We start from the raw sequence: 20,472 nt of genomic DNA, 5'->3' as shown, positions 1-20,472 counted from the left end.
AACGGCGACTTCGTCGCCTTGGGGGCGCGGGGAACGCTCTAGTTGCCCGCGTCCTCGCTGTCGATGCCCAGGCCCGGTAGGAGACCCGGCAGGAGCGGGGGCAGGGTGACGTCCGGGGCGCTGGAGGCGGACTTGGACGGGGACGGGGTGCTCGAACCGGTCTTCGGGGGGTCCAGGAGGCCACCCGTGGTGCCGCCGATGAGGCCGTTGTCGGCGGTGCCGGAGGCCGAGCCGCTGGGGCTGCCGGTACCGGTCTCGTGGCCCGAGGAGGAGCTGCCCGAGGAGGACGGGGCCTTGGACCGGTGGCTGCCGGAGGAGCCGGTGGACGCCGTACCGGAGTCCTGCTTGCCGCTGCCGCCGCCGGTGTTCTGGGACGGCTGGGGGAGCAGGGACTGCAGCGGGGCGACCTCTTGGTCTATGGCGTCGAAGACCGACGACACCTGCTGGCTGACGTCCCCGAGCTGGACCGGCAGCCGCTCGCGCAGGGCGCCCCAGGCCTCGCGGTGGGACTGGGCGAAGGCGGACAGGGCCTGGATGGGACCCAGCGAGTTCGGGTCGCGCTCGTACGCCTCGTGGAGCAGGCGGTGGCCCTCGGTGACGTCGTGCTGCATCCCGGACAGGGTGCGGCGGATCTCGCCGATCGACTCGTGGTCGAGGTGGCCGCCGCGGTCCCGCTCCATGAGCCGGCGGGCCTCCATCAGCCGGGTCGAGGCCTGGTCGAGGTAGGTCTGGCCGCGCTGGTCGTCGCCGTCGGACAGATAGTTGAGCTTGAAGTCCTCGATGCCGCGTTTGAGGCCGTACAGGGAGTCGCCGGGCAGGGCGTCGGAGCTGGCGGCGGCGACCCCGCCGAAGGCTCCGGCGGCCACGCCGACGCTCAGGCCGCCCGCGGCGAGCCCCTTGGTGAGCCGGGAACGCGGCCGCAACTTGCCCAGCGGGCTGGCACGGTGGGCGCCCTTGGCACGGGACGCGCGCTGCTCGGGTACCGAAGCCTCCGCCGCCCCGCCCAGGGAGCCCTCCGCCAGCATGGCCTCCATCGCGGCCACCAGCTGGGCCCGCTGGACGACCTTGACCTCCGGGTCGAGCTCCGGCCTGGGCAGCGCGGCGAGCCCGGTCGCCAGGGCCAACAGCTCGCCCTGCTCGGTCCGTTCGGCCCGGTCCGGGGCGGCGGGTGGATCGCCCGCCGGTCCTCCGGACGGCTCGGCCGCCGGGTCCCGGCCGGGCTGCTCCTCCAGAGCCTGGGCGAAGGCGTTCGCCCGCCGGTGGGCCGATACGTTCGCGATCACTGGCGGCACCTCCTCTCGTCATGACGGTCGACTCCCCAGGGGGTCCTGAGGGTTGCACGCCCTCGGCCAGTCCACACGATCGGGTGATCAGGGCTGGCCGGACGTGACCACAGGGAGCCTGTATCCCGCACAACGAGCGGCTCGGCACTTGGGTTACGGACGGCCGGTGATCGGCTGAGAAAGGCAACGCGCTTTTACGGAGCGTGAGTTGAGCGTCGCCCAGGGTGGCCGGTTCAGCGGGCGTCGTCGGGGAGGAGCCGGGCGAGCGTGCGCACGGCCCGGTACTGGAGGGTCTTGATGGCGCCCTCGTTCTTGCCCATCACGCGGGCGGTCTCGGCGACCGAGAGGCCCTGGAGGAAGCGGAGCGTCACGCACTCCTGCTGCTGGGGGTTGAGGCGTCGTACGGCGTCGAGCAGGGCCGCGTTGGAGAGGGACTCCAGGACGGAGTCCTCGGGGGAGCGCTCGACCTCGTTGGCGTCGAGCATCTCGCCGGTGGTGACCTCGAGGCGGAAGCGGCTCGACTTGAAGTGGTCGGCGACCAGGTTGCGGGCGATCGTGACGAGCCAGGCGCCGAAGTCGCGGCCCTGCCAGGTGAAGGTGCCGATCCTTCTGAGCGCGCGCAGGAACGTCTCGCTGGTCAGGTCCTCGGCGGTCGCCTTGCCGCCGACGCGGTAGTAGATGTAGCGGTACACGGTGTCGCTGTACTGGTCGTAGAGGCGGCCGAAGGCGTCGGCCTCGCCGGCCTGGGCGCGCTCCACGAGGTCCATCATCCGGGCGCTGTCGCTGTCCGCGGCCGGGCGGCGGGTGGTGGTGGCGGTGCCGGCGGTGCGGCCGCGTCTGCCCACGCCCCGGCCGTCGCCGGACCGGCGGCCCTCGACGACGGCGCTGCGCGCCGGCACCTGTTCCATGCCGTCGGCCAGTGCGTAGCACGGGCCGACGGGGGCGGCGGTGGCGAAGGCGGGGACGGCGTACGCGGTCGGGACAAGGCCGCGCAGCGTCTCTTTGACCGTCGCGACTGTTGCGCGCAGCGTAGCCAGGCCCGAGGCGTCAACCCCGACGTGTGGGTACACGGGACTCCCAGAGGCAGAGCTTCCATCACGTGCAGTACGGAACCTTTCACCCGTCGTAGCGACGGAGGGGAACCGGTTTGCGTCTGAGGAGAATAACGCTTCGTACAGGCACTGCTACACCGAGTTGCTCAAATCATCGATTGCGTCGCTTCTGTAACCGTTTGGCGCCGCCTCAAGAGCCCTAGAGTGACCGGTTGTTGAACGAAAACATGCGTGTTTCGGCGATGTGCGGGGCGTGTTCGAGTAACGGCGCGATAATCCAGGGCGCGCGGGGGGACCGAGCGGGGTGGGCGGGGGGCGTCGGTGGGGACGCTCACCGGCGCTTGCCGGGTGCCGCCCGCGCCCACCCGTGCCGCCCCAGCGGCACGACTGCCCGCGGCGTGAGAGGACAGCCGGGAAGCCGACCCGCGGGCCTGCGGCACGACTGCCCGCGGCTTGAGAGAAACGGGAGAGGAGCACCCCGTCAGGGGCGCGGGGAACTGCGCGATCAGCCACGACGGGCCCGCAGTCGGCAACGGCCCGCGGGCCTGCGACACGCATGACTGTTCGGAGCTTGAGGGAAACGGGAGAGGAGCGCCCCATCAGGGGCGCGGGGAACTGCGCGACCAGCCACGACGGGCCCGCAGTCGGCAACGGCCCGCGGGCCTGCGACACGCATGACTGTTCGGAGCTTGAGGGAAACGGGAGCGGAGCGCCCCATCAGGGGCGCGGGGAACTGCGCGACCAGCCACGACGCGCCGGCCGCCGGCAGCCGACCCGCGGGCCTGCGGCGCTGCCCCGTCGGTCATGGCCCGAAGGGCTACCGGCGCCGGCGGCTCAACGCGATCGCGGCCGCAGTGCCACCGGCGACCGCGCCGACGCCGGCGGCCGCCGGGATGCCGACCTTGGCCGCCTTGCGCCCCGTGCGGTAGTCGCGCAGCCGCCAGTCCAGTTCGCGGGCGTGTTTGCGCAGCTTGGTGTCGGGGTTGATGGCGTAGGGGTGGCCGACCAGGGAGAGCATCGGGATGTCGTTGTGGGAGTCGCTGTAGGCCGCGCAGCGGGAGAGGTCGAGGCCCTCGGCGGCGGCCAGGGCGCGTACCGCCTCGGCCTTGGCGGGGCCGTGCAGGGGCTCACCGACCAGCTTGCCGGTGTACACGCCGTCCACCGACTCGGCGACCGTGCCCAGCGCGCCGGTCAGGCCCAGCCGGCGGGCGATCACGCCGGCGATCTCCACCGGGGCCGCGGTGACGAGCCACACCTTCTGGCCCGCGTCCAGGTGGGCCTGGGCGAGCGCGCGGGTGCCGGGCCAGATGCGCTCGGCCATGTACTCGTCGTAGATCTCCTCGCCGATGGTCTGGAGCTCGGCGACGCGGTGGCCCTTGACGATGGAGAGGGCCGAGTCGCGGGCGTCCTGCATGTGCTCGGGGTCCTCGACGCCGGCCAGCCGGAACCACGCCTGCTGCCAGGCGAACCGGGCGAGGTCGCGGGTCTCGAAGAACTTCCGTTTGTACAGGCCGCGGCCGAAGTGGAAGATGGCGGCGCCCTGCATGACAGTGTTGTCCAGGTCGAAGAACGCGGCGGCCCTGTCGTCGCCGAGCACCGGGAAGTCCGGCTCCGCGGCCTCGTCGAGGGGCGCGGTCGCTTCCTGGTTCTTGCGCGCGGCCTCCGCCGAGGCCTCGCCTGCCAACACGCTCCGCGCCGTGGCGGAGCGCCTACGGGGAGTGAGCCATCCGAGAGCGGCCATGTCGTGAGCATAGCCAGTTTGTTCGGGAGTTCCGGAGTCACGGGAGTTGGCTCGGTGTGAACTCTCCGCGACCGGGTCGTTAAACAAGGCGAAGAACCCGTGCAGAAGACGGCGGACATGCCCTCCCAGGGGCGGGACAATGGACGTCATGAGTCCCCTCTTTGGCCGGAAGGCGCCCGCGCCGAGTGCGCGATCGGTCACCCTCATCCGTAAACCCGGCTGCCATCTGTGTGATGACGCACAGGTCGTGGTCGAGAAGGTGTGCGGCGATCTCGGAGTCCCCTGGGAGCAGCAGGACATCACCCAGGATTCACGACTGCACGATCTCTACTGGGAACAGATCCCGGTGGTACTCGTCGACGGCGAACAGCACACCTTCTGGCGCGTGAACGAGGAACGGCTCCGCAAGGCACTGACCGACTAGTCCAAACCGGCTGGAAAAGTCGCTTAGGATCGACGGCGGCTTGGTCTCGGGGGCGGGATGCGTGAGGAGTGTGTACGGTTTTGCCCCCAATCGAGAGGGAGCGCGGGCGCTTGTGCGCCGGTTCCGGACGGCTGCGCCGGGGGCGCGTGACCCCGGTCACGTTGGCCGGGCAAATCGGACACCATCTTTGTGCACGCGTTCACAAAGACATAGCCTGCTGTCGACGGGGCGGTCTGGGTACGTGTGACCGTCCGCAGCCCCGCTCAACCTGTTGGAGCACCGTGGCAACTGGCCGAACTCACCGACCGGCGACCCGCAGCCGAGGGATCCCCGAGGCCACCGTCGCCCGGCTTCCGCTGTACCTCCGTGCTCTGACCGCACTGTCGGAGCGCTCGGTCCCCACGGTCTCCTCGGAGGAACTGGCCGCGGCCGCGGGAGTCAACTCCGCGAAGCTGCGCAAGGACTTCTCCTACCTGGGTTCGTACGGAACGCGCGGTGTCGGCTACGACGTCGAGTATCTCGTCTACCAGATCTCCCGTGAGCTGGGCCTGACCCAGGACTGGCCGGTTGTGATCGTCGGTATCGGAAATCTCGGGGCCGCCCTCGCCAACTACGGCGGGTTCGCGTCGCGCGGATTCCGGGTCGCGGCGCTCATCGACGCCGACCCGGCGATGACCGGGCGGCAGGTCGCCGGGATCGCCGTGCAGCACAGCGACGACCTGGAGAAGATCATCTCCGACAACGGCGTCTCCATCGGCGTGATCACCACCCCGCCGGGCGTCGCCCAGCAGGTCTGCGACCGCCTGGTGGCCGCCGGGGTCACCTCCATCCTGAACTTCGCGCCGACCGTGCTCTCCGTCCCGGACGGCGTCGACGTACGCAAGGTCGACCTCTCCATCGAGCTGCAGATCCTCGCCTTCCACGAGCAGCGCAAGGCCGGCGAGGAGCACGAGGGCACGGTCGCGCCGGCCGCGGCGCACCAGGAGGCCGGCGAGCAGGGACCCGACGGGGACGTACCCGCCGTGATGCCGGCATGAGTCTCCTCGTCGTCGGGCTGAGCCACCGCAGCGCCCCGGTCAGCGTCCTGGAGCGGGCCGCGCTCAGCGCGGACGCCCAGGTCAAGCTGGTCCAGGACACGGTCGCCGCCGAGCCGGCCACCGAGGCCGCGGTCCTCGCCACCTGCAACCGCATCGAGCTCTACGCCGACGTGGACAAGTTCCACGCCGGGGTCGCCGAGCTGTCCACGCTGCTCGCCCAGCACAGCGGGGTCGGGCTCGACGAGCTCACCCCCTATCTCTACGTGCACTACGAGGACCGTGCCGTCCACCACCTGTTCTCGGTGGCCTGCGGGCTCGACTCGATGGTGGTCGGCGAGGGGCAGATCCTCGGGCAGATCAAGGACTCCCTGGCCCGCGCGCAGGAGCTGCACAGCGCCGGGCGGCTGATGAACGACCTGTTCCAGCAGGGCCTGAGGGTCGGCAAGCGCGCTCACTCCGAGACCGGGATCGACCGGGCCGGACAGTCCCTGGTCACCTTCGGTCTCGAGCAGCTGGCGGCCGGCGGCGCTGTGCAGGACTGGGCCAAGGGCAAGAAGGCGCTGGTCATCGGCGCCGGATCGATGTCCTCGCTGGCCGCGGCGACGCTGGCACGGGCGGGGGTCGCGGAGATCGTCGTCGCGAACCGCACGTACGACCGTGCGGAGCGGCTGGCGCAGATCCTGAACGACGCCGACGACACGGACGTGGTGGCCCGCGCGGTACCGATGGATGCGGTGCCGGGCGAGCTGACACGTGCCGACGTCGCCGTCTCCTGCACGGGGGCGACCGGGCTGGTGCTGACCGCGGAGGCGGTCGCGGCGGCCGTCGAGGGCCGTACGGGTGAGCCCGTCGCCGAGATCGATGTGCCGCCCGCGCCGAAGCAGCCGTCGGCCGGCGCCGCCGCCGGACTCGGGAACGACGACAACTGCCCCCTCGACCTCACCGCCGCGCAGAGTGGTTTCTCCGTGATGGGGGAGGCCGCCGTCGCCGGTATGGCCGCGGCGGAGCTGGAGCAGCACGCGGCCTGGGTGGACAACGGGACCGTCGACATCCGGGAGACCGGACGTCGTACCCCCGTGAGTCCCGAGGCCGAGGCCGAGCTGATCGGGGCGCTGGCCGCGGCCGCCGCCCGGGTCGGCCGGATCCCGGAGCGCCGCAGGCCGGAGCCGGTCGCCGGGTTCGCCCGGCCCGCCCCCGCGCTCTTCCTCCTCGACCTCGCCATGCCCCGCGACATCGACGCGGCCGTGCACCGGCTGGCCGGGGTGCGCCTGGTGGACATCGAGTCGCTGGCGGAGGCGTCCGCGGACGCGCCGATGGCGGCCGACGTGGACCAGGTGAGGCGGATCGTTTCGGACGAGGTCGCCGCCTTCGGCGCGGCCCAGCGGGCGGCGCACATCACGCCCACCGTGGTGGCCCTGCGGACGATGGCCGCCGACGTCGTCGCGGGCGAGATCGCACGGCTCGACGGGCGCCTGCCCGACCTGGACGAACGCCAGCGCGGCGAGATCCGGCAGGCCGTGCACCGGGTCGTCGACAAGCTCCTGCACGCGCCGACCGTACGGGTCAAGCAGCTCGCGGCCGAGCCCGGCGGCGCCGGGTACGCGGACGCGCTGCGGACCCTGTTCGACCTCGACCCCGAGACGGTGGCCGCCGTCTCCCGGGCCGTGGACAGCACAGACGAGAAGGACCGACCGGCATGAGTGACAATCCACTGACGCCACTGCGGCTGGGGACCAGGCGATCCAGACTCGCCATGGCCCAGTCCGGGCAGGTGGCGGAGGCCGTACGCCGGGTGACCGGCCGGCCCGTCGAACTCGTGGAGATCACCACGTACGGCGACACCTCCCGCGAGCACCTCGCGCAGATCGGCGGCACGGGGGTCTTCGTGACCGCCCTGCGGGACGCGCTGCTGCGCGGCGAGGTCGACTTCGCGGTTCACTCGCTCAAGGACCTCCCGACCACCCAGCCCGCCGACCTGGTCCTGGCCGCCGTACCGGTGCGCGAGGACCCGCGGGACGTGATCGTCGCCCGGGACGCGCTGAAGTTCACCGACCTGCCCCGCGGGGCGCGCATCGGCACCGGTGCGCCGCGCCGGGCGGCGCAGCTGAACGCGTACGCGCGCTCCCATGGGCTGGACATCGAGACCGTGCCGATCCGGGGGAACGTCGACACCCGGATCGGATACATACACGACGGCGAGCTCGATGCCGTGGTGCTGGCGGCGGCCGGCCTGAGCCGCATCGGCCGCATCGACGAGGTCACCGACTTCCTGTCGGTCGACACGGTTCTGCCCGCCCCCGGCCAGGGGGCACTGGCGATCGAGTGCGCCGCGGACAACGCGGAGCTCATCGTCGCGCTCGGGGAACTCGACGACCCGTTCACGCGGGCCGCCGTGACCGCCGAGCGATCACTGCTCGCCGCCCTGGAGGCCGGCTGCTCCGCCCCTGTGGGCGCGCTTGCCGACCTTCTGGCCGACGGGCAGATTGTCAAGGAAATGCGCCTGCGGGCCGTCGTCGGCACGACCGACGGCACCCGTACGGTGCAGATGTCCACCACCGGTCCCGTGCCCGAGACATACGACCAGGCGACGGCGCTCGGTCGCGAACTCGCCACCGAGATGCTTGCCCAGGGCGCGGCCGGTCTGATGGGGGAGCGAGCACAGTGAGCCCCACCAACCTTCCCGCCGGCCTGGAACACGGGCACGTCACCTTCCTGGGTGCCGGACCCGGGGATCCGGGACTGCTGACCTTGCGTGCCGTGGAGGCACTGTCCAGCGCGGACGTCCTGGTCGCCGAGCACGACGTGCTCGACGTGATCAGAAGCCACGCCAGGCAGGGCGTCTCCGTCGTGACCACGAATCCGGATCCGACGTCGGACCCGTATCCGGGCACGGGCACGCCTCAACTCACGGTTGTTGACGGCGCGTCAACAACCGCTTCCCTCCCGCCCGTGCGGGATGCGGCTCATCTTGTCATGGAGGCCGCGCGGGGTGGCAGGCGGGTCGTCCGTGCGGTGTCCGGGGACCCGGGACTTGATACGTACGCGACCGAGGAAATGCTCGCCTGCGTGGCCGCGGGTGTGCCGTTCGAGGTCGTGCCGGGTGTCGCGGCCGCGGTGGGGGTGCCGGCGTACGCCGGTGTACCGCTGCGGGACGCGCAGGGCGCGGACGTCCGCTTCGTGGACGCCCGTACCGCCTCGGACCGTTGCTGGACCGAGGTCGGCGCCTCCGACGGCACGGTGGTCGTGTCGACGACCCTCGACTCGGTGGCCGCGGCCGCCGGGGAACTGGTCGCCGCCGGCCGCAAGCCGGACACCCCGCTGACGGTCACCGTCGCCGGTACGACGACCCGGCAGCGCACCTGGGCCGCCACCCTCGGCACCATCGCGCAGACCCTGAAGCAGGCGAAGGTGCTGCCCTCGCCGGACGGCGGCCGGCCGGTGATAGCCGTGGTCGGTGAGCGGTCCGCCGCCGCCCAGCGCGACCAGTTGTCGTGGTTCGAGTCCAAGCCGCTGTTCGGCTGGAAGGTGCTCGTGCCACGCACGAAGGAGCAGGCGGCGTCCCTCTCCGACCAGCTGCGGTCCTACGGGGCCGTGCCGCACGAGGTGCCGACCATCGCCGTCGAGCCGCCGCGCACGCCCCAGCAGATGGAGCGGGCCGTGAAGGGGCTCGTGACCGGCCGCTACGAGTGGATCGCCTTCACCTCGGTCAACGCCGTCAAGGCGGTCCGGGAGAAGTTCGAGGAGTACGGGCTCGACGCCCGTGCCTTCGCCGGGATCAAGGTCGCGGCGGTCGGCGAGCAGACCGCCAAGGCGCTGGTCGCCTTCGGCGTGAAGCCGGACCTGGTGCCGAGCGGTGAGCAGAGCGCCGCGGGGTTGCTGGAGGACTGGCCGCCCTACGACCCGGTCTTCGACCCGATCGACCGCGTCTTCCTGCCGCGTGCCGACATCGCCACCGAGACGCTGGTCGCCGGGCTCATCGAGCTCGGGTGGGAGGTGGACGACGTGACCGCCTACCGGACCGTGCGGGCGTCGCCGCCGCCGGCCGACACCCGGGAGGCGATCAAGGGCGGCGGCTTCGACGCGGTGCTCTTCACGTCGTCGTCGACCGTGCGGAACCTGGTGGGCATCGCCGGGAAGCCGCACAACGTGACGGTGATCGCCTGTATCGGGCCCGCCACGGCCAAGACGGCCGAGGAGCACGGGCTGCGGGTGGACGTGATGGCTCCCGAGCCGTCGGCCGCGAAGCTGGCGGAGGCGCTGGCGGAGTTCGGCCTGCGGAGGCGCGCGAGCGCGCTGGAGGCCGGCGATCCGGTGACCCGGCCGAGCGAGCGGCGGCCGGGGGCGCGGCGGAGGCGTACCACTACGTGAGGTGAAGCAGGGTGAGGCGGAGCGTCCGTTGTTCGGGCGCTCCGCCCTCCTCGTTTCAGGGCCGCGACCTGCGTAAACCTTCACCAGGAGATGGTCGTCGTACCAAATCCCTTGTCAGGCCCTTTTGTTCATGTCATCCTGCAAGGCTTTGCGCATGACAGGACTACCAGGATCCTGGGGGAAACGGAATGGTGACGGCGACAGCGGGCGGCTCGTCCGGCGCGGATGACGAGCAGGTCGCGCGGTTGGCCGCGGGTTCGCCCAACTTCGGCCACCTGCTTCATCACGAGCCTTTACTGGTGACGCTCGGCTGTGCTGCGGAGTCGTACGTACACACAGATCCGCACGCGGCCATGGTGAAGGCCCGCCTCTTCGGCGAGATCATGGCCAAGCACCTGGTGACCCTCGTCAACGTCACCGTTCCAGGCAACAAGCAGGTCGACCGCATCAACGCCCTGACCAAGGCGGGAGTGCTGGTCCCCCAGGTCCGTGCGTGGTTCGAGGGAATCCGCACGACGGGCAACAAGGCGGTCCACGAGTACTACGCCAACGTGCGTGCCGCGCTGCAGGCCGTGGAGACTTGTTTCCGACTCGGTGACTGGTTGCACCGCTCCCTGGACAAGTCCGACACGACGCACCGGGTCTTCCTGGCGCCCGCACCTCCGTCCGCCTCCCCCGCTCCCGAGACGGTCGCCGACGCGCGCGAGCTGGAGCAGCTCCGCGCCGAACTCGACGCCTACCGCCGGAAGCTGGAGGAAGCCCGGCTTCGGTACGACGGCAAGCAGAGCCGGTTGGAACGGGAGCAGGCCGCTCGTGAGCAGGCCGAGGCGGAACTTGCCAGGGCCGAGGCAGAGCGGGCCGCCCTCCATGATGTGATCGCCGAACTGAGCGACAAGATCACGGAGCTGACGTCCGCCTCGCTTGACTCGCGCACCGCGGCCCGCCCGCTGGACGGGGCCTCGCAGCGCGACGAGTTCATCGCGTACGCGCAGAAGGCGGCCCGCCCGCCTATGAGCGAGGCGCAGGTCCGTGTGGAGCTGGACCGCATCCTGGAGAAGGCGGGCTGGGCCGTTCAGGACGACAGCGTCAAGAACCTCTTCGCCGGACGGGGCGTCGCCGTCCGGGAGGTTTCCACGGCCGTCGGCCGGGCCGACTACCTCCTCTACGTCGACCAGCGGCTGGTCGGCGTCATAGAGGCCAAGCGGGAGGGCGCCGACCTGGAGTCCGCCATGCAGCAGGCCGCGCGCTACGCCACGGGCCTCACGCGCAGCCAGCAGCTCAGCGCCTGGCGTGCCAGCCTGCCCTTCCGGTATGTCGCCGACGGCAACACCGTCCGCTTCCACAACGCGCTCGACCCCTCCCCGCGCACTCGCGAGATCTTCGCGGTACACCGCCCGGAGACGATCGCCCGCTGGATCGACGAGGCCGAGGCGGATCCCACGGCGCCGACCCTCCGTGCCCGGATGCGCCGCCTGCCGCAGACCTTCCTCGATCCGGATCCACTGCGTCCGGCGCAGCGGAAGGCGATCGAAGGCCTGGAGCGGTCCTTGGCCAAGGACGACCCGCGCGCCCTGATCCAGATGGCGACCGGCGCCGGCAAGACGTACACGGTGGTCAGCGAGAGCTACCGACTCCTCAAGCACGCGGGCGCCAAGCGCGTGCTGTTCCTCGTCGACCGCAACAACCTCGGCAGCCAGGCCGCCACCGAGTTCGAGAACTTCGACACCCCGGACGACGGCCGTAAGTTCACTGAGCTGTACGTCGTCCAGCGGATGGCCGGTGACACCGTCCTGGGCTCTGCGCACGTCGTGGTGTCCACCGTGCAGAGGCTGTGGCTCGCGCTGACGGGCCAGGCGGTGCCGAGCGCGGACGACGACAACGAGGCCCTCGACCGCTATGACCTCGTGGACGAGCCGGTTGAGGTCGGCTACAACGCTGCCCTGCCGCCCGAGTCCTTCGACCTGATCGTCGTGGACGAGTGCCACCGCTCCATCTACGGCAAGTGGCGCGCGGTCCTTGAGTACTTCGACGCCCACCTCGTCGGCCTGACGGCCACTCCGGTCATGCAGACCTTCGGGTTCTTCTTCCAGAACCTGGTCAGCGAGTACCCGTACGAGCAGGCCGTCGCCGACGGCGTCAACGTCGACTTCGACGTCTTCCGGATCCGTACGGAGCTGGGTGAGAACGGCGGGACGATCCCCGCCGAGACGGTCGTGCCCATGCGTGAGCGGAAGACCCGGCGGGAGAGATACCAGGAGCTGGAGGAGGACCTGGAGTGGAAGGCGGCCCAGCTCGGCCGTCAGGTCATCAGCAAGGGGCAGCTGAAGCTCGTGATCGAGACCTTCCGCAAGCACCTGTTCACCGACATCTTCCCGCCCGTGGGAGAGGGAGAGGTCCAGCGGGCGCGTACCCACGTGCCCAAGACCCTGATCTTCGCCGTCGACGACAACCACGCCGACGAGATCGTGCAGACCGTACGACAGGTCTTCGGTGAGGGCGACGACTTCTGCACGAAGATCACCCATGCCGCGAAGCGGCCCGCCGAGCTGATCAAGGCGTTCCGCAACAGCCCCGAGCTGCGCATCGCCGTGACCGTCGACATGATCGCCACGGGGACGGACATCCCGCCGCTGGAGTGCGTGTTCTTCCTGCGGGACGTCAAGAGCTGGGCCTACTTCGAGCAGATGAAGGGTCGCGGCTCCCGGACGGTCGACCCGGCCGAGTTCCAGGCGGTCACGCCGGATGCAGAGGTGAAGGAACGGTTCGTGATCGTCGACGCGATCGGCGTCACGGACTCGCCCCGCGTGGACGCGCGGCCGCTCAACAGGGTCTCCGAGCGGAAGATCCCACTGGACCGGCTGATGGCCAAGACGGCTGGACTCGCGATGACCGAGGACGAGGTCGCCACGCTCGCGGGTCGCCTGGCCCGCCTGGACCGGCAGTTGACTCCTGAGGAGCGCGAAGAGGTCGAGGAACTCGCCGGCCAGCCGCTGCAGAAGATCGTTGGTGAGCTGGTCCGGTCCGTGGACCCCGACCAGCAGGAGCGGGCCCGGCGTATTGGCGGCCAGGAGCAGGTCCGCCAGGACATGCTGGACGCCCTGAAGCCGATCGCCTCCAACAGCGAGCTGCGTGACCGGCTGATGTCGATGCGCCGCGCCCACGACATCGTCATAGACGAGGTGAGCGTGGACTCCGTGAAGGAGGCACGCGGCATCACCGCGGACGAGCTGGCGATGCGACGCGTCACCTCCTGGAAGCAGTACCTGAAGGACCACCAGGACGAGATCGCCGCGTTCAACCTCGCGTTCAGTGAGCGACGGGACCCGAAGGAGGTCTACCGGCGCCTGCGGGACCTGGCCCGGAAGATCGAGCGTCCCCCGTTCCAGTGGACTCCGGCACGGCTGTACGACGCGTACGTGCAGCTGGGCAAGGCGCATCGGCATCCGCGGGGAGCGGCGGGGGTGGTCGATCTGATCGGCCTGCTGCGGTTCGAACTGGGGCTGGACCAGGAGGTGCGGCCGTACCGGGCGCTGGTGGAGGAACGGTACGCGGCGTGGCGGGCCCGGCAGGAACAGGCGGGGGCCGTCTTCACAGCGGACCAGGTGTGGTGGCTGGACCGGATGGTCGACGTCATCGCCACGGACGCGGCGATCGAGCCCGAGCACTTGAAGGACGTACCCTTCATCGAGCGTGGGGGCGTGGACGGATTCCTCCGGGAATTCGGGGCCGATCGGGGGGCTGAGATTTTGGATGAGCTGGGACGGGAGTTGGGCGCGTGAGCGAGGGCGATTCTCCTTCGGAACTGCCGGGGGGATGGACTTGGGTGACACTTGGTGAGGTTTCTGAGTCAGTTCGGAACGGCATCTTCGTCTCTCGTCCCGGCACTGAGCCCGATGGTGTCCCTATTTTGCGCATTGGCGCGGTCAGGCCCCTCCATCTGGACCTGAGTGACCTCCGGTACAGCGGTCAATCTGCCGAAGATCTCCACGCTGCAGATCGATTGGTCCAGTCCGGTGACCTGCTTTTCACCCGCTACAACGGCAATCCGGAGTTCGTGGGTGCATGCGCTCCCGTTCCGGCTACAGTGCCGCTGCTGACGTATCCAGACAAGCTCATCCGTGTGCGGGTTGATCGCCGGGTGTTGGTTCCCGAATTTGTGGCATACGCCTTTTCGTGGGAAGGGATTCGTGCTCAAGTGCGCGAATACGTGAAGACCACGGCGGGCCAAGCGGGAATCGCCGGAGGAGAGCTGAAGAGTATCAGGCTCCCTGTCCCGCCGCTGGCAGAGCAACGCCGTATCGTTGCCGCGCTCGAAGAGCAGTTCTCGAGCCTTGTCTCTGGTGCGGAGGCACTCTGCGGGTCGCTGACCAAAGCCAATGCACTGCGACGCAAAATTCTGGCGAACCTGACTGCCCCGCCCAGTGGCGGTTGGGCGGAGTACAAACTCGGTGATCTCGCGGTCAGCGTACGTAACGGTATGTACGTGTCCCGCCCTGGAATCGAACCCGACGGCGTCGCCATCCTCCGTATCGGCGCGGTGCGACCGTTGCGACTAAACCTGACTGACCTGCGCTACAGCAGAGTCGACGAAAAAAACGTCGCGGACGATGGGTACCTCCTGTCTCAAGGAGACCTGCTATTCACTCGCTACAACGGCAACCCCGCTTATGTAGGCGCCTGTGCTGTCGTACCCGACAATGTTGGCGCTCTTACATACCCCGACAAGCTTATTCGAGTGCGGCTCGATCAAGAAGTCGCGGACCCAGAATTCGTGGCCATGGCCTGCACTGGTGGTTCGACGCGGCACGTGATTCAGTCAGCGGTCAAAACCACCGCTGGCCAGGCGGGAATTGCTGGCAAGGATTTGAAGAAGGTCCCGATTTGGCTCCCGCCCCTGAAGGAGCAGCAGGAACGGGTGTGTGAGTACCGAGATTGGGAAGCAGTCATCTCACGACTTGAAGCGCAGATTGCGAAGGGGGAGTCTCGCTCGGAGTGGCTCCGCCGTTCCCTCCTCGCCGAAGCATTCGCTGGCCGCCTGGTCCCTCAGAACACCGCCGACGAGCCCGCCGACGCGCTGCTCGTCCGAATTCGCGCCGAGCGTGAGGCAGCTGGAGCGCCCAGGTCCAGGCGCCGAACCCCCCGCACGTCTCCCCAGTGCAAGCACACGCCGAGCACCACCCCGGTACTAGACGCACCTCCACCGCCCCCGGCCGACGTGCCTGCGCTCACCACCGCCACCCAGCCCACCCTCGACCTGGAGATCCCCTCGTGACCACGACCGAGGCCCGTCGGCTCGTCGACAAGCTCTGGAGCTACTGCCACGTCCTGCGTGACGACGGCGTCTCCACCATCGACTACGTCGAGCAGTTGACCCTTCTCGTGTTCCTCAAGATGGCGCACGAGGCGCAGACCCGTCCTCCCATGTTCCGCGAGCGGATCATGCCCGAGGGCTCGGTGTGGGAGAACCGTGGCTGGTCGGAGTTGCTGAAGTACGACGGTGCCAAGCTTGAGACTGCCTACACGCAGCTTCTCGAAGACCTCGGTGACCAGCTCAAGGGGACCACCTTCCACCTGATCTTCAACGGTGCGAGGAACCGTATCCACGACCCCGCCAAGCTCAAGCGCCTAGTCAAGGACCTGATCGACAAGGAGAACTGGTCCGGTCAGAACACCGACATCAAGGGCGACGCGTACGAGGAACTGCTGTCCCGGGGCGCGGAGGACATCAAGTCGGGTGCGGGGCAGTACTTCACCCCGCGCTCGCTCATCCAGGCCATCATCGACTGCGTCCGGCCGACCCCGGATGACACGATCACCGACCCTGCCTGTGGAACCGCCGGCTTCCTGCTGGCCGCAGCCGAGTACATCCTCCACGAGTACGGCAACCAGCTCACCCCGGAACAGCGTAAGCACCTCAGTAGCGGCGGCATCTGGGGTACCGAACTCGTCAGGAACACCGCTCGCCTCGGCGCGATGAATCTCTTCCTCCACGGCATCGGCCAGCCCACCGGGCCGGCCCTCGTCCGCGACCGTGACGCTCTCATCGCGCCGCCCGACAAGCGCGCGAGTCTCGTCCTAGCCAACCCCCCCTTCGGTAAGAAGTCGTCCATCACCGTGTACGGCGATGACGGCTCGGCCGCCCGGGAGGCGATTGCCTACGAGCGACGTGACTTCTGGGTCACCACGACCAACAAGCAGCTCAACTTCGTTCAGCACATCGCCTCGCTGCTCGAAATCCACGGGCGGGCTGCGGTCGTCGTTCCCGACAACGTGCTCTTCGAGGGCGGCGCGGGTGAGACCATCCGTCGGCGCCTGCTGAAGGAGTACGACCTCCACACGCTGCTGCGTCTGCCCACCGGCATCTTCTACGCCGGTGGCGTCAAGGCCAACGTCCTGTTCTTCGAACGCAAGCCGGCCCGCCCCAACCAGCCCTGGACCGAGAAGCTCTGGGTCTACGACTTCCGTACCGCCCAACACTTCACCCTCAAGCAGAACCCCCTCACCCGGGCGCATCTTGAGGACTTCGTGCAGTGCTACCGCCCTGACGAGGACCGGTCCAAGCGAGTGGAGACCGAGCGCTTCAAGGCGTACACGTACGAGGAGCTGGTCGCCCGCGACAAGGCGAACCTCGACATCATGTGGCTCCGCGACCCCAGCCTTGACGATGTGGACAACCTGCCCGCCCCCGAGGTACTGGCTGCCGAGATCGTGGAGGACCTCCAGGCCGCGCTGGAGGAGTTCGCGGCGATCGCCGAGACCTTGCAGCAAGCCCGGGGTGAGGGCATGGCAACGGAAGCGGCTCCCGCGGAATGACGCAGTGCATCTGGCCCGTGCCCTGAACCGCTCGGGTACGGGCCAGACGTTTTCGCCACGTCAGTGCTTGACAGCGTACGGCAGGAAGGCCGTCCAGGTGGTGGGGGTGAGGGTGAGCCGAGGGCCCTGGGAGTGCTTGGAGTCGCGGACATGGATGCGGGCGGGGGCCGAGGCCACTTCCACGCAGTCGGGGCCGTCAGCCGTGCTGTAGCTGCTCTTTATCCACTCCAGATCGCTGTCAGCTGTGGATGCCTTGAGCTTCATGTTCTCGTCTCTCCCAGTACCTTCTCGATGAAAGCGGACGACTCCCGTGGGCTGAGAGCCTGCGCGCGGATGACGCCGTAGCGGATATCGAGGACTGTCGTTTCCTTGGGGTCGGTGGTCACTCGGCTGCTCAGAGGCGCTTCGCTGAACGCCACCGTGGCTCCGTCCTTGAGTTTGAGGAGCCTAAACGAACCGTCGGTCCCGGAGTTCTCCTCACGGTCGAGTGGAAGGACTTGGAGATCCACGTTCCGCCACCGACTTACCTCCAACAGGCGTTCGAGCTGCCGTCGCATCACCATCTTGCCCCCAAGAGGCCTGCGAAGCGTCGACTCGCACTGTACGAAGCTGAACACCCGCCGTTCCTTGGTCTGATCGAGGATTTCCTGGCGCGCCAGGCGTGCTGCCACCTGCTGCTCCACCTCGTCTTCGGTGAACGGGGGCCGACGTACGTCGTAGATAGCTCGCGCGTACTCCTCGGTCTGCAACAACCCATGAACTACGGAGTTGTTGTACGCGCACAGCTCGACCGCCTCCGCCTCCAGCCTCTTCAGGTCCCGCACCTTCTTCGGATACCGGACCTCCGCCAGATCCTCCTTCAGCGCCGCGATCCTGCCGCCCGCTGCAAGGGCCTCGTCCGCGCGCTCCAGGTACTCCGGCCGAGGAATTCGCCGCCCCCGCTCGACGGACGAGACCTGCTCCTCGCCGTACCCGATCGCCGCGCCGAACTCGGCCTGGGTGAGGCCGGCCGACTCCCGCCACAGCTTCAGCTGGCGCTGGACGGCCCGCATGACCGCCCCGGCCTCCTCGTCGTCCTCCGGTCCGGCGTCCCACTCGCTCACGTCCGCAGTCCTCCCGCCGCGCCCTTTTCGCTCCAACCCCGCAGGCCCGTGCCCCGTCACCCCGTACGGCCCGGACGGAACCGGACGCCACGCGGACAGACACCCTCCGCACGGGCTGCCTTCCTTCACAGGTTACGTATGGGTGGACACGCTGAGTGACGTGAATCAGCAAACTGCGCATGCTCCGCTCCATCACTTCTCCCTGCCGCTCTCCGCCACCCGTCGCGGTGCCCGTCTTGCCCGGCTGCTCGCGGCAGAGCAACTGCACGTTTGGGGGCTACCGGTGGACCCGGCGCGGCTCGTCGTAGGTGAGCTCGCGGCGAACGCCGTCCTGCACGGACGCGTTCCCGGCCGGAGCTTCCGTCTCACGCTCTCGACCCCCATGCAGTGGCTGTTGCGCATCGAGGTGACCGATACACGGGGCGACCAACTACCCCTCCGGAGCACAGCGCCGGCCAAGCCAGCTGAGTCCGGCTATGGCCTCGTGCTGGTCGAGGAGTTGGCGGACCGTTGGGGCGTACGAAGCGGCCCGACGCCGTGCAAGACGATCTGGGCCGAGCTGCGCCTTGCGCCCGACGGTCGTTGACGAGGGGGTGCCTGTCAGCTCAACCGGCCCGTGTCACGGCTACGTGCAACTCCCGTACGCCAGCCGTACGCGGATGCCTTTCGGCCAGGTCGTTGACGATGCTGCGGATCGTGGGCCGGTCCCTGACCTCGCCGGGGCTGGCCCGGTACGCGTCCAGCAGGGCACGGGCAGTTTGCTCGGGGCGGTTCCAGGCCCACCAGGCCCGTGCCATGTCCGTGCTCATGCGGGCTTTCCGCTCGGCAGTCGGGAACTGTTCGGGCCGCAGGTTCTTTCCGGCCTCCAGCGCGGCGCCCGCGTCACCCAGAGCCCAGTGCACGCCTACCGCGTACAGGTCGACGGCGGCTGGGCTGATGGGGAACAGGCGGCCCGCCGGAGCGGTCGGCGGCAGTCGGCGTGCGGCGCGGCGGGCTTCCTCGGTCATCGCCAGTGCCTCTGTCCGCCGACCGCCCCGGGCCGCCGTATACGCCAGAGTGCACAGCATCTGTGCGTATGCGGCCGCCGATGCGTCCGTGCGGAGCCCGGTCGCCTCCATGTCGGCGGCTGCCGAGGTCATGATGCGTTGAGCGTCGGCGTGCCGGTCCTGGTGGCGGAGCACGATCGACATTTCCCGGGCGGCGGCCGCTGCCACGAGCGGAGAGCTGGAGACCTCGGCCCAGGTGCGCGCGCGGTCCGCGGTGATGCGGGCACGGTCGTAGCAGCCGAGTTTGTTCAGTACGGCGGTGGCGAGGCTGTACACGGAGGAGAGCCGGGCCTGGTCAAGGTCACGGCGGGACGCGGCGGCGGAGTGCCCGTCCGCGATGAGATCAGGCAGGACAGCGAGGAGCCGACCGTGGGCACCCTTGTCGTAGAGGGCCCGGGCCGCTGCCATGCGGGTGTCCATTGGGCCGACGCCGGGCGGCGGCGGGGTGTCGGCCAGGGCGTCGTCCAGCCCCATCAGCAAAGCAGCCGGTCCGGCGGCGGCCGTGGCGGTAAGCAGCGTGCGGCGGCGCATCGGGTCCTCCTCGGCGTCACGCGGACTGCCGGCCACTCTAGTGGCCCCCGATGCCGTTGCGGCGGGTGGCGCGAGAGAAGCCGCCAGGAGGTGTCGAGGCACGCCGACTTCCAGTGCGGCTCGGTGTACCAGGGCCAGGTCGACGATCCGCGAGCGCCGTTCAAGTCGAGAGACCGTGGCCGGTGAGCAACCGAGCCGGTCCCCGAGCGTGGACAGCGTCCAGGCACAGTGTTCGCGACCTAGCCGGATCAGCGCACCGGGGCGACGCTGTGCGGCTAACTCGCGTGCCTTCATGCTGTTCCAGAGCGGGTCAACGGGCACCGGACCCTCCCAAGCCGCACTACCGGGGCCTCCCACGGTACGGGCACGGCGCGGTCGCGTCGAGAAAGCTTGCACGACGTGCAAGCGGCTTGCTCGGCAGGAGAGTTGACCTCTTTGGAGCCGGTCGGCGCGCTGTCCTGGACGCATCGTCCCGGACAGCGGGACCCCCATCCTCCGTAGGAGGCACCATGGCACGCAGCACTGTTGCATTCCCCCTGACAACCGACCCGGCGACCGGTCGGATGTACTCCGTACGAAGTGCCCTGCCCGCCGACCTCTGGGACAAGCAGGTCGGGCTCCTCATGCGGGACTACCCGTACGACTCGATCATGGCCGCCCGCGTCTTGGGGCAGGCGTACGCGTATCTGCTGACCGCGATGAAGCACCGAGGCGAGTCGCTCGGGCTCGCGCCGAGCAAGCTTGTCGACATCGGCGTCCACACGATCATCCTCGACACCCTGGCGTACGCCGAGCTGTGTGACCGCTTCAACGGCGGGCACTTCCTGCATCACGTGCCCAAGGTCGAGTTCAAGAACGACGGCTCCGTCATGAAGACGGCGCACCGTGTCGCGGCCGACGGCTGGGAGGTCGACCTGTCGCTGTGGGAAGACGCCGCCGAGTGCGGTCCTTGTCATCCTGGTAATGACTCGCACTGATCGTTACCCACGGTCGGGTCGGGGGGGGGGGGGGGGGGGGGGGGGGGGGGGGGGGAGGGGGGGGGGGGGGGGGGGAGGAGCGGAGAACGAGCCCGGC

Annotated in this window: 16 protein-coding genes; 10 read left to right on the top strand and 6 right to left on the bottom strand. The window is 69.5% G+C overall.

The window, feature by feature from the left end; genetic code table 11:
• Window positions 1-38: 38 nt before the first annotated feature.
• The 3 genes from ACZ63F_RS17810 to ACZ63F_RS17800 form a co-directional block, all read right to left on the bottom strand.
• Window positions 39-1,283 carry a DUF5667 domain-containing protein gene (locus tag ACZ63F_RS17810; RefSeq protein WP_469712021.1) on the bottom strand — a complete coding sequence of 415 codons (1,245 nt, stop codon included), beginning with the start codon at window positions 1,281-1,283 and terminating at the stop codon, window positions 39-41.
• Window positions 1,284-1,516: 233 nt separating this feature from the next.
• Complete coding sequence (locus ACZ63F_RS17805; protein ID WP_469712019.1) at window positions 1,517-2,353, bottom strand: ECF subfamily RNA polymerase sigma factor, BldN family; 837 nt, start codon at window positions 2,351-2,353, stop codon at window positions 1,517-1,519.
• A 799-nt stretch (window positions 2,354-3,152) separates the two neighbouring features.
• Complete coding sequence (locus ACZ63F_RS17800; protein ID WP_469712018.1) at window positions 3,153-4,076, bottom strand: HAD family hydrolase; 924 nt, start codon at window positions 4,074-4,076, stop codon at window positions 3,153-3,155.
• Between the two features lie 148 nt (window positions 4,077-4,224).
• Between ACZ63F_RS17800 and ACZ63F_RS17795 the strand changes: the two genes are divergently transcribed.
• From ACZ63F_RS17795 to ACZ63F_RS17760, 8 genes are all read left to right on the top strand, one after another.
• The gene (locus ACZ63F_RS17795) at window positions 4,225-4,500 is read left to right on the top strand and encodes a glutaredoxin family protein (protein WP_093508123.1); all 276 of its coding nucleotides are present in this window, start codon (window positions 4,225-4,227) and stop codon (window positions 4,498-4,500) included.
• A 281-nt stretch (window positions 4,501-4,781) separates the two neighbouring features.
• Window positions 4,782-5,537, top strand: coding sequence for a redox-sensing transcriptional repressor Rex (locus ACZ63F_RS17790; protein WP_469712016.1), 756 nt, complete (start codon window positions 4,782-4,784; stop codon window positions 5,535-5,537).
• Complete coding sequence (locus tag ACZ63F_RS17785; protein ID WP_469712015.1) at window positions 5,534-7,237, top strand: glutamyl-tRNA reductase; 1,704 nt, start codon at window positions 5,534-5,536, stop codon at window positions 7,235-7,237. Before ACZ63F_RS17790 ends, ACZ63F_RS17785 begins: the two co-directional genes overlap by 4 nt.
• Window positions 7,234-8,202, top strand: coding sequence for a hydroxymethylbilane synthase (gene hemC / locus ACZ63F_RS17780; RefSeq protein WP_469712013.1), 969 nt, complete (start codon window positions 7,234-7,236; stop codon window positions 8,200-8,202). Before ACZ63F_RS17785 ends, hemC begins: the two co-directional genes overlap by 4 nt.
• A complete protein-coding gene (locus ACZ63F_RS17775) occupies window positions 8,199-9,905 on the top strand; it encodes a bifunctional uroporphyrinogen-III C-methyltransferase/uroporphyrinogen-III synthase (protein ID WP_469712012.1) in 1,707 nt (568 codons plus the stop codon). The genes hemC and ACZ63F_RS17775 overlap by 4 nt, the downstream gene beginning before the upstream one ends.
• 188 nt (window positions 9,906-10,093) lie before the next feature.
• Entirely contained in the window at window positions 10,094-13,684 is a 3,591-nt protein-coding gene (locus ACZ63F_RS17770) for a DEAD/DEAH box helicase family protein (protein WP_469712010.1), read from the top strand.
• A complete protein-coding gene (locus ACZ63F_RS17765; RefSeq protein WP_469712009.1) occupies window positions 13,681-15,177 on the top strand; it encodes a restriction endonuclease subunit S in 1,497 nt (498 codons plus the stop codon). The genes ACZ63F_RS17770 and ACZ63F_RS17765 overlap by 4 nt, the downstream gene beginning before the upstream one ends.
• Window positions 15,174-16,718: a class I SAM-dependent DNA methyltransferase gene (locus ACZ63F_RS17760; RefSeq protein WP_469712007.1), complete on the top strand. Its 1,545-nt coding sequence runs from the start codon at window positions 15,174-15,176 to the stop codon at window positions 16,716-16,718. Before ACZ63F_RS17765 ends, ACZ63F_RS17760 begins: the two co-directional genes overlap by 4 nt.
• A 60-nt stretch (window positions 16,719-16,778) precedes the next feature.
• Here ACZ63F_RS17760 and ACZ63F_RS17755 read toward each other — a convergent pair whose 3' ends face one another.
• Both ACZ63F_RS17755 and ACZ63F_RS17750 read right to left on the bottom strand, forming a co-directional pair.
• Window positions 16,779-16,982, bottom strand: a complete 204-nt coding sequence (locus ACZ63F_RS17755) for a DUF397 domain-containing protein (protein ID WP_469712005.1) — start codon at window positions 16,980-16,982, stop codon at window positions 16,779-16,781.
• The gene (locus ACZ63F_RS17750; protein ID WP_469712004.1) at window positions 16,979-17,821 is read right to left on the bottom strand and encodes a helix-turn-helix domain-containing protein; all 843 of its coding nucleotides are present in this window, start codon (window positions 17,819-17,821) and stop codon (window positions 16,979-16,981) included. Before ACZ63F_RS17750 ends, ACZ63F_RS17755 begins: the two co-directional genes overlap by 4 nt.
• Before the next feature lie 142 nt (window positions 17,822-17,963).
• On the opposite strand from ACZ63F_RS17750, the gene ACZ63F_RS17745 reads away from it, so the two are divergent.
• The gene (locus ACZ63F_RS17745; RefSeq protein WP_469712003.1) at window positions 17,964-18,407 is read left to right on the top strand and encodes an ATP-binding protein; all 444 of its coding nucleotides are present in this window, start codon (window positions 17,964-17,966) and stop codon (window positions 18,405-18,407) included.
• A 19-nt stretch (window positions 18,408-18,426) separates the two neighbouring features.
• Here the strand turns inward: ACZ63F_RS17745 and ACZ63F_RS17740 are convergent, their stop codons facing one another.
• Entirely contained in the window at window positions 18,427-19,692 is a 1,266-nt protein-coding gene (locus tag ACZ63F_RS17740; protein WP_469712002.1) for a helix-turn-helix domain-containing protein, read from the bottom strand.
• 215 nt (window positions 19,693-19,907) lie between these two features.
• Here ACZ63F_RS17740 and ACZ63F_RS17735 point away from each other — a divergent pair, with 215 nt between their 5' ends.
• A complete protein-coding gene (locus ACZ63F_RS17735) occupies window positions 19,908-20,375 on the top strand; it encodes a glycine-rich domain-containing protein (RefSeq protein WP_469712000.1) in 468 nt (155 codons plus the stop codon).
• Window positions 20,376-20,472: the final 97 nt, after the last annotated feature.

The sequence above is a fragment of the Streptomyces sp. NPDC104761 genome, assembly GCF_055583445.1.
Note: the sequence above shows the minus strand (reverse complement) of the source record. Positions and strands in the feature narration are given on the sequence as shown.

Coding starts and splice junctions, on each gene's coding strand:
- ACZ63F_RS17795 (WP_093508123.1), top strand. CDS start 4,225: ATGAGTCCCCTCTTTGGCCGGAAGGCGCCCGCGCCGAGTGCGCGATCG.
- ACZ63F_RS17770 (WP_469712010.1), top strand. CDS start 10,094: ATGGTGACGGCGACAGCGGGCGGCTCGTCCGGCGCGGATGACGAGCAG.
- ACZ63F_RS17740 (WP_469712002.1), bottom strand. CDS start 19,692: ATGAAGGCACGCGAGTTAGCCGCACAGCGTCGCCCCGGTGCGCTGATC.
- ACZ63F_RS17735 (WP_469712000.1), top strand. CDS start 19,908: ATGGCACGCAGCACTGTTGCATTCCCCCTGACAACCGACCCGGCGACC.
- hemC (WP_469712013.1), top strand. CDS start 7,234: ATGAGTGACAATCCACTGACGCCACTGCGGCTGGGGACCAGGCGATCC.
- ACZ63F_RS17755 (WP_469712005.1), bottom strand. CDS start 16,982: ATGAAGCTCAAGGCATCCACAGCTGACAGCGATCTGGAGTGGATAAAG.
- ACZ63F_RS17800 (WP_469712018.1), bottom strand. CDS start 4,076: ATGGCCGCTCTCGGATGGCTCACTCCCCGTAGGCGCTCCGCCACGGCG.
- ACZ63F_RS17785 (WP_469712015.1), top strand. CDS start 5,534: ATGAGTCTCCTCGTCGTCGGGCTGAGCCACCGCAGCGCCCCGGTCAGC.